Source organism: Paraflavisolibacter caeni, from assembly GCF_025628885.1.
In the GTDB taxonomy this organism is placed as follows: Bacteria; Bacteroidota; Bacteroidia; order Chitinophagales; family Chitinophagaceae; genus Flavisolibacter; species Flavisolibacter caeni.
Genome location: NZ_JAOTIF010000044.1, coordinates 21,812 through 27,908, shown reverse-complemented (window position 1 = coordinate 27,908; position 6,097 = coordinate 21,812). Strand labels below are relative to the sequence as shown.

Here is a 6,097-nt window from a genome sequence, read left to right as displayed (position 1 = left end):
CCCAATGGTGGTGAAATAGACGCTTCCATCATTTATGCTGATTACTACTATATCGAAGCATTACTCAGAGCAAAAAAGTTGAGGAAAGGAAAAAGCATTTATGCCAATCTTTATTGATAAAACTGAATGGTCTGTCACCCTGGTAAAATAATAAACAAAAGATAGTTCATTCAACTATAATTATCCATCATGAGTATTTTAAATCAATTCGAACTGAAGATGAAAACGGTCCTGGTTACTTGTTGGGAAAACAGACGCGCAGCTGCTATACCTTACTTTCATCAATGAATGCTACTTCAATAAATTAAAATAAAATGATCCTTACTTCCTGCTCCAGGTATATGAAAAAAAGTGCCTTGTTTTTCCTGTTGATAATGTGCCTTGCGGCAACAACCGTTTTTGCCCAATTCAAAAGTACAGGCAAGACCAAAGCGCATCCCTTTTTGTTCTATACGCCAAACCGTATACAGCATTTGAAAGAACGGATGAAGAAAGATACAATGATGGCAAGGAACTATACACGAATAAAAGATAATGTTGATAAGGCTGTTGTTTCAGGTAAGGCAAACCTGGAAGAACTTTCCTTTATCTATTCAATAACGGGGGAGAAAAAATATGCGGAAGCTGTAAAGCAAGGCCTATTGCAATTGGTTACTCGCAAGCAATGGGATGGCCTGGACGATCGCACACCCAGGTGGAACTCAGCTTTAGGTACTGCTCATAACAACTTCATGGCAGCAACTGCTTTTGATGCCGTTTACAACTATCTTTCTAATGAAGAACGTTTCCAAATAGCGCAAGGTATTGTAAAACTGGGCATAGAGCCTTCTTTAAGCGATTGGATATCACCGGATAAAAGACTACACTCCCTGAACTCCATGGGACATAACTGGTGGAGTTCCATTGTCTACCAGGCTGGTGTCGCCTCACTGGCTGTCATGAATGAAGTTCCTGAAGCAAGGGATTGGGCGGAAGATGTGATGCTGGCTTCCAATGAATGGTTTGCTTTCTCTGGCAGTGTGCTGGAAAACAAACCAGCTAATTTTGATCCGTCCGGAGGCTTTTATGAAAGCGTCTCTTATGCCAACTTTGGTGTGTCGGAATACCTCCTGTTCCGCCTGGCGTGGACCAACGCTTTTGAACCCATCAAAATGCCTTATGACCATCTGCTGGAAAAAACCATGGACTGGTTTATCAATGCCTCTTACCCCAATAGCGGTCAATTGCAATCGGTGAATTTTGGTGATTCCAATCCCTTTGCTAATGGAGACAGGCCGGTGAAGATCATGATCGCCTTAGGTTATGATCAAGACAGGTACCGCTGGTATTTAAATGAAACAGGAAAAGGAAGTGTCAAAGAAGATATGGGGATCAATACGCCACTTGGACTTTTGTACCAGCCTGATCAATTAAATAAAAGCAAAGTCCCGGATCTTCCGACAGCTTCCATTTATCAGGATATGGGTTGGGCAATGCTTCGGTCTTCGTGGAATCACAATGCAACCATGCTGGGCGTAAAGTCGGGTTATACATGGAACCATGCCCACGCTGATGCGGGTTCTTTCATTCTTTACCATAATGGAAAAAACCTGTTGGCAGATGGTGGTAATGTCAACTATGGTAATCCCTCATACAGCAGTTATTCAGTACGCAGTGAAGCACATAATGTGGTTCTGTTCAATGGTAAGGCACAGAACCCTCAGGACCAGTATCATGCCGTAAAAAATATAGGGCGCTTGTACAACCTGATGGATGCGGGTGACTTTAAATACTTGCTAGCAGATGCAACAGGGCCCACTTCTCAATACTTTTTGCGCAACTACCGCAACTTTGTTTGGGTGGGTAACGTGATCCTGGTGATCGATGATGTAAAGGCTTATGAGACCGGTAAGTTTGAATGGCTCCTGCACTTCAATAAAGATGCTAAAAAGAAGGGTATTGACCTGGAGGTTACCAATGATTCTGCTGCCGTACTGGTGCGACCTCTTTTCCCCGAAACGCTGCCCAACGGATATCCGCATGACTTCCCCGAGAAGATGAGACTCGATGAACGTACTGGTGTGAAAGACCATGACCCTGATACTAAAGTAACCTACTACTCCATTTACCCGCCTGAGGAGTACAAACAAACAAAATTTATCAATGCCATCATCTTGCTGGATGATAAGAATAAGCCCATCACGGGTCCTGCTATTTCCAATATGGCCAGTGCAAAGGAACAGCGAACCAGCCTGCCACGGATTGAAAAACTGGAAGGCCTTAACTGGATTGGTGTACGCATCACCGAGAGGGGTAAAGTGACGGATGTTTATGTGAATCTTCTTGCAGATGGCAGGCTCATGCACCGTAACAGTCACAATGTGATGGGGGGCTGGGAAACAGATGCGTATATGATGGCCATCACATACCCGGAAAAAGCAGAGGCAACCAATCCGGATAATATATCAGAGTATTTCGTGAGCAATGGCAGTTATGTGAGAAAGGATGCTAAAGTGGTGCTGCATTCCCTTTCGAAAGTTTTTATGCATGCTAAAATGGGTAGTAACACAGAAGTATTACTGCAAGGGCAGCCCCTCATTTATGCAAAGTTGGGTATGAATGCGAAGCCTGCAACCGTGGTCTTGAACCATAAAAAAATAAAGACTGATTACCTGGACAAAGAAAAGATGCTGGTGCTGCAAGTAGAAGCACGTACCGCAGAAAATGATACAGCATCCATGCAATAAAATACACAACAATCAATTTAATGCCCTAAGAAATAAAAACAATGCAATTCAAATCTTTTTTCCTGTTCTTGCTTGTATTGGCTCATATGCTTGTAAGGGCTCAGCAAATCATTCCAGGTTCACAAACAACAATTCAGTCTCCGGATAACAACCTCTCAGTTGTCTTTTACCAGAAAAGCAATGAGGATAGAAAACGTAAGCTTTATTACCTGGTGACCTACAAGAACCAAACCATTATCAGGGAATCTGCCTTGGACCTGCAACTAGACAACCGTCTGTCAGAAAGTGCTATGGCTTTAAAAGTGGATACCCATGCCCGTTGGATGGAAAACCTGGTGGTGAAAAAGATCATGACTGCTTCTAAGGACACCAGCTGGCAACCTGTGGGCGGTGAACGCAAATCCATTCGCGATCATTATAATGCAGCGACCATCGAACTGGTAAAGGACGACAATTCTATTTATCCGGTTCATGTCCAGATCAGGGCTTACAATGAAGGTGCAGCCATTCGTTTCTTCTTTCCTGAAAATGAAAAAGGAACGTACTATCGCGTCGTAGCAGAAAATACAGAGTTTTCTCTGCCGGAGGGCACCATGGCCTGGCACCACTTGTGGGCACAGGCACCTTATCAATTGTTACCACTCAGTAACTGGCCCAATGAAAGTGAACGGCCATTAACAATGCAACTGCCTAATGGATGGTATGCCTGTCTGGCCGAGGCTGGTATGGTTGATTACAGCCGCACCAAATTTAAATTGAGTAAAGAAAAACCGAATACAATTGTTACCTCCATGCATGGCCCTGCTGACCTGATCTCGCCCTTTGCTACACCCTGGCGGTTGATCATGGTGGCAGAAAAACCTGGTGCTCTGATTGAAAATAATTATGTGCTGCTTAACCTGAATGAACCCAATAAAATCAAAGACACCTCCTGGATCAGGCCCGGAAAGATCATGAGAGTCATGTCACAAACCACGGAGGATGCCCTGGCAAACATTGACTTTGCAGTAGATCGTGGTTTGCAGTATGTACTTTTTGACTGGAAATGGTATGGTCCTGCCTTTTCTTTTGCCTCGGACGCCACAAAGGTCGCCATCCCAAATTTTGACCTGCCCCGTATTATTCAATACGGAAAAGAAAAAGGCATTGGTGTTTGGCTCTATGTGAACCAGCAGGCTCTATTGGCTCAACTGGATACGCTTTTTACTACCTACAAGAAATGGGGTGTTGCCGGTGTAAAGTTTGGCTTTGTGCAGGCAGGATCACATCGCTGGACTACCTGGGTAGAGGAAGCCATTCAAAAAGCTGCAGAGAACGGTATTATGGTCAATATCCATGATGACTGGCGACCTACAGGAGAGCAACGCACCTGGCCCAACCTCATGACTGCAGAAGGCATCCGTGGCAATGAGGAAATGCCGGATGCAACCCACAATACGGTGCTTCCGTTTACCCGGTATATCGCAGGTGCAGCAGACTATACGATCTGTTATTTTGATAAAAGAATCAAAACCAAGCATGCGCACCAATTGGCAATGGCGGCTGTTTATTTCTCTCCGCTACAAACCTTGTTCTGGTACGACAAACCTGCTTCTTTTGAAGGAGAACCTGAGTTGGAATTCTGGAAGAAGATTCCAACTACCTGGGATGAAACCAAGGTATTGCAGGGAACACCTGGCCAGTTCATTACCACAGCAAGGAGAAAAGGAGAGGAGTGGTTCGTTGGCACCTTAACCAACAATGAAGGCAGAACTGTAAAAGTTCCCCTCAGTTTTTTACCAACAGGAAAGAAATTTATTGCCACTATCTATTCTGATGACCCTAAAGCCACCACTAAAACAAAAGTCAAAGTAGAAAAGAAGAAGGTCAATAATAAAATGGTATTCACCGTTAACCTGCTTGCCTCAGGCGGTCAGGCTGTTTGGCTGACACCAGAGGTCAAATAGTTAATATACAATAAGCAAATAACTCATAAACACTAACATATGCACATTCAAACTGAAACAATGACTGCTTCAAAACATTCAGCAGGACAGGCGGGCGCCCCTTTCGGATACCCGCTTCGCATTGCATTAATTGCCGCAATGGGCGGTTTTCTATTTGGCTTTGAGGTATCTGTGATCTCAGGGGCTGAGAAAACCATTCAGCAGCTTTGGTCTTTAGATTCCTTCTGGCTCGGATTTACGGTAGCCTCCAGTCTGATCGGAACAGTTTTAGGTTCACTGATCGTGGGTGGGCCAACTCAAAAACTGGGGCGTAAAAAAGTGCTTACCGCTATAGCATTGTTTTATCTGATTTCTGCTGTAGGATGCGCCGTTTCTTCTTTGTGGATACTTTTTGTACTCTTTAGGTTTTTAGGAGGTGTTGCCGTAGGTGCCTCTTCAGTAGTAGGACCCATGTATATCTCTGAGATCTCACCGGCTAAGCAGAGAGGACGTCTTGCAGGGTTGTTTCAATTGAATATTGTTGCCGGTATATTAATTGCCTACCTCACCAACTATTTACTGGCCGGTCTTGGTGAAGATTCCTGGCGTTATATGCTGGGCATCATGGCTATACCATCTGTTGTTTTCGCTATACTTGTACGCACTATTCCTGAAAGTCCCCGCTGGCTGGTATTGAATGGCCGCGATGAAGAAGCTAAGAAGATCTTCTCCCATCTGGGTGAACCCCATGCTGCTGACCTGATTCGCCAGGAACATGAGTTATCTAAAGGAGGTATCAAGGAAAGACTGTTCAACGGCAAATACAACAAGCCTATTTTTTATGCTATGTTGTTGGCTATGTTCAACCAGCTATCAGGCATCAATGCCATCATTTACTATGCCCCCCGCATCTTTGAAATGGCAGGTTTTAATCGGGCGGATGCCTTCCAGCAATCGGTATTCATAGGCCTGGCCAACTTTGTCTTTACACTATTAGCGATGAGTGTAATTGACAAGTTCGGGCGCAAAAAGTTATTGTTGATCGGTGCTGCCGGTATGATCGTATTCCTGGGACTTACGGCCAATGCCTTCAGCAACCCGGCTGCAGACCATAGTGCAGTGATCTATTACCTGATCGGTTTTATTGCCTTCTTTGCCTTTTCGCAAGGAGCTGTCATCTGGGTATTTATTTCTGAGATATTCCCCAACTCTGTCCGCTCACAAGGCGGTTCCCTTGGATCATTTACCCACTGGATCATGGCAGCGATTATTTCCTGGACCTTCCCGATGATTGTGGAAAGCAGCTCACTGGGAGGTTTTTACTCCTTTGTTTTTTATAGCGGTATGATGCTGCTCTCTTTCTTGTTTATCTGGAGAGTTATGCCAGAAACCAAGGGCAAAACGCTCGAACAAATTCAGAAAGAACTGGGAATTAAATAACAGATC

At 44.4% G+C, this 6,097-nt stretch carries 3 protein-coding genes; all 3 read left to right on the top strand.

All coding sequences use genetic code 11. The annotated features are described in order from the left end of the window. Positions 1–314 precede the first annotated feature (314 nt). From OCK74_RS26735 to OCK74_RS26725, 3 genes are read left to right on the top strand one after another with little or no spacing between them, the layout of a single operon-like run. Positions 315–2,726, top strand: coding sequence for a heparinase II/III domain-containing protein (locus tag OCK74_RS26735; protein WP_279300184.1), 2,412 nt, complete (start codon positions 315–317; stop codon positions 2,724–2,726). A gap of 41 nt (positions 2,727–2,767) precedes the next feature. Beyond that, positions 2,768–4,672: a glycoside hydrolase family 97 protein gene (locus tag OCK74_RS26730; RefSeq protein ID WP_279300183.1), complete on the top strand. Its 1,905-nt coding sequence runs from the start codon at positions 2,768–2,770 to the stop codon at positions 4,670–4,672. A 39-nt stretch (positions 4,673–4,711) separates the two neighbouring features. After that, on the top strand, positions 4,712–6,091 hold the full coding sequence (locus tag OCK74_RS26725) for a sugar porter family MFS transporter (protein ID WP_279300182.1): 1,380 nt from the start codon (positions 4,712–4,714) through the stop codon (positions 6,089–6,091). The last annotated feature ends 6 nt before the right edge of the window (positions 6,092–6,097 follow it).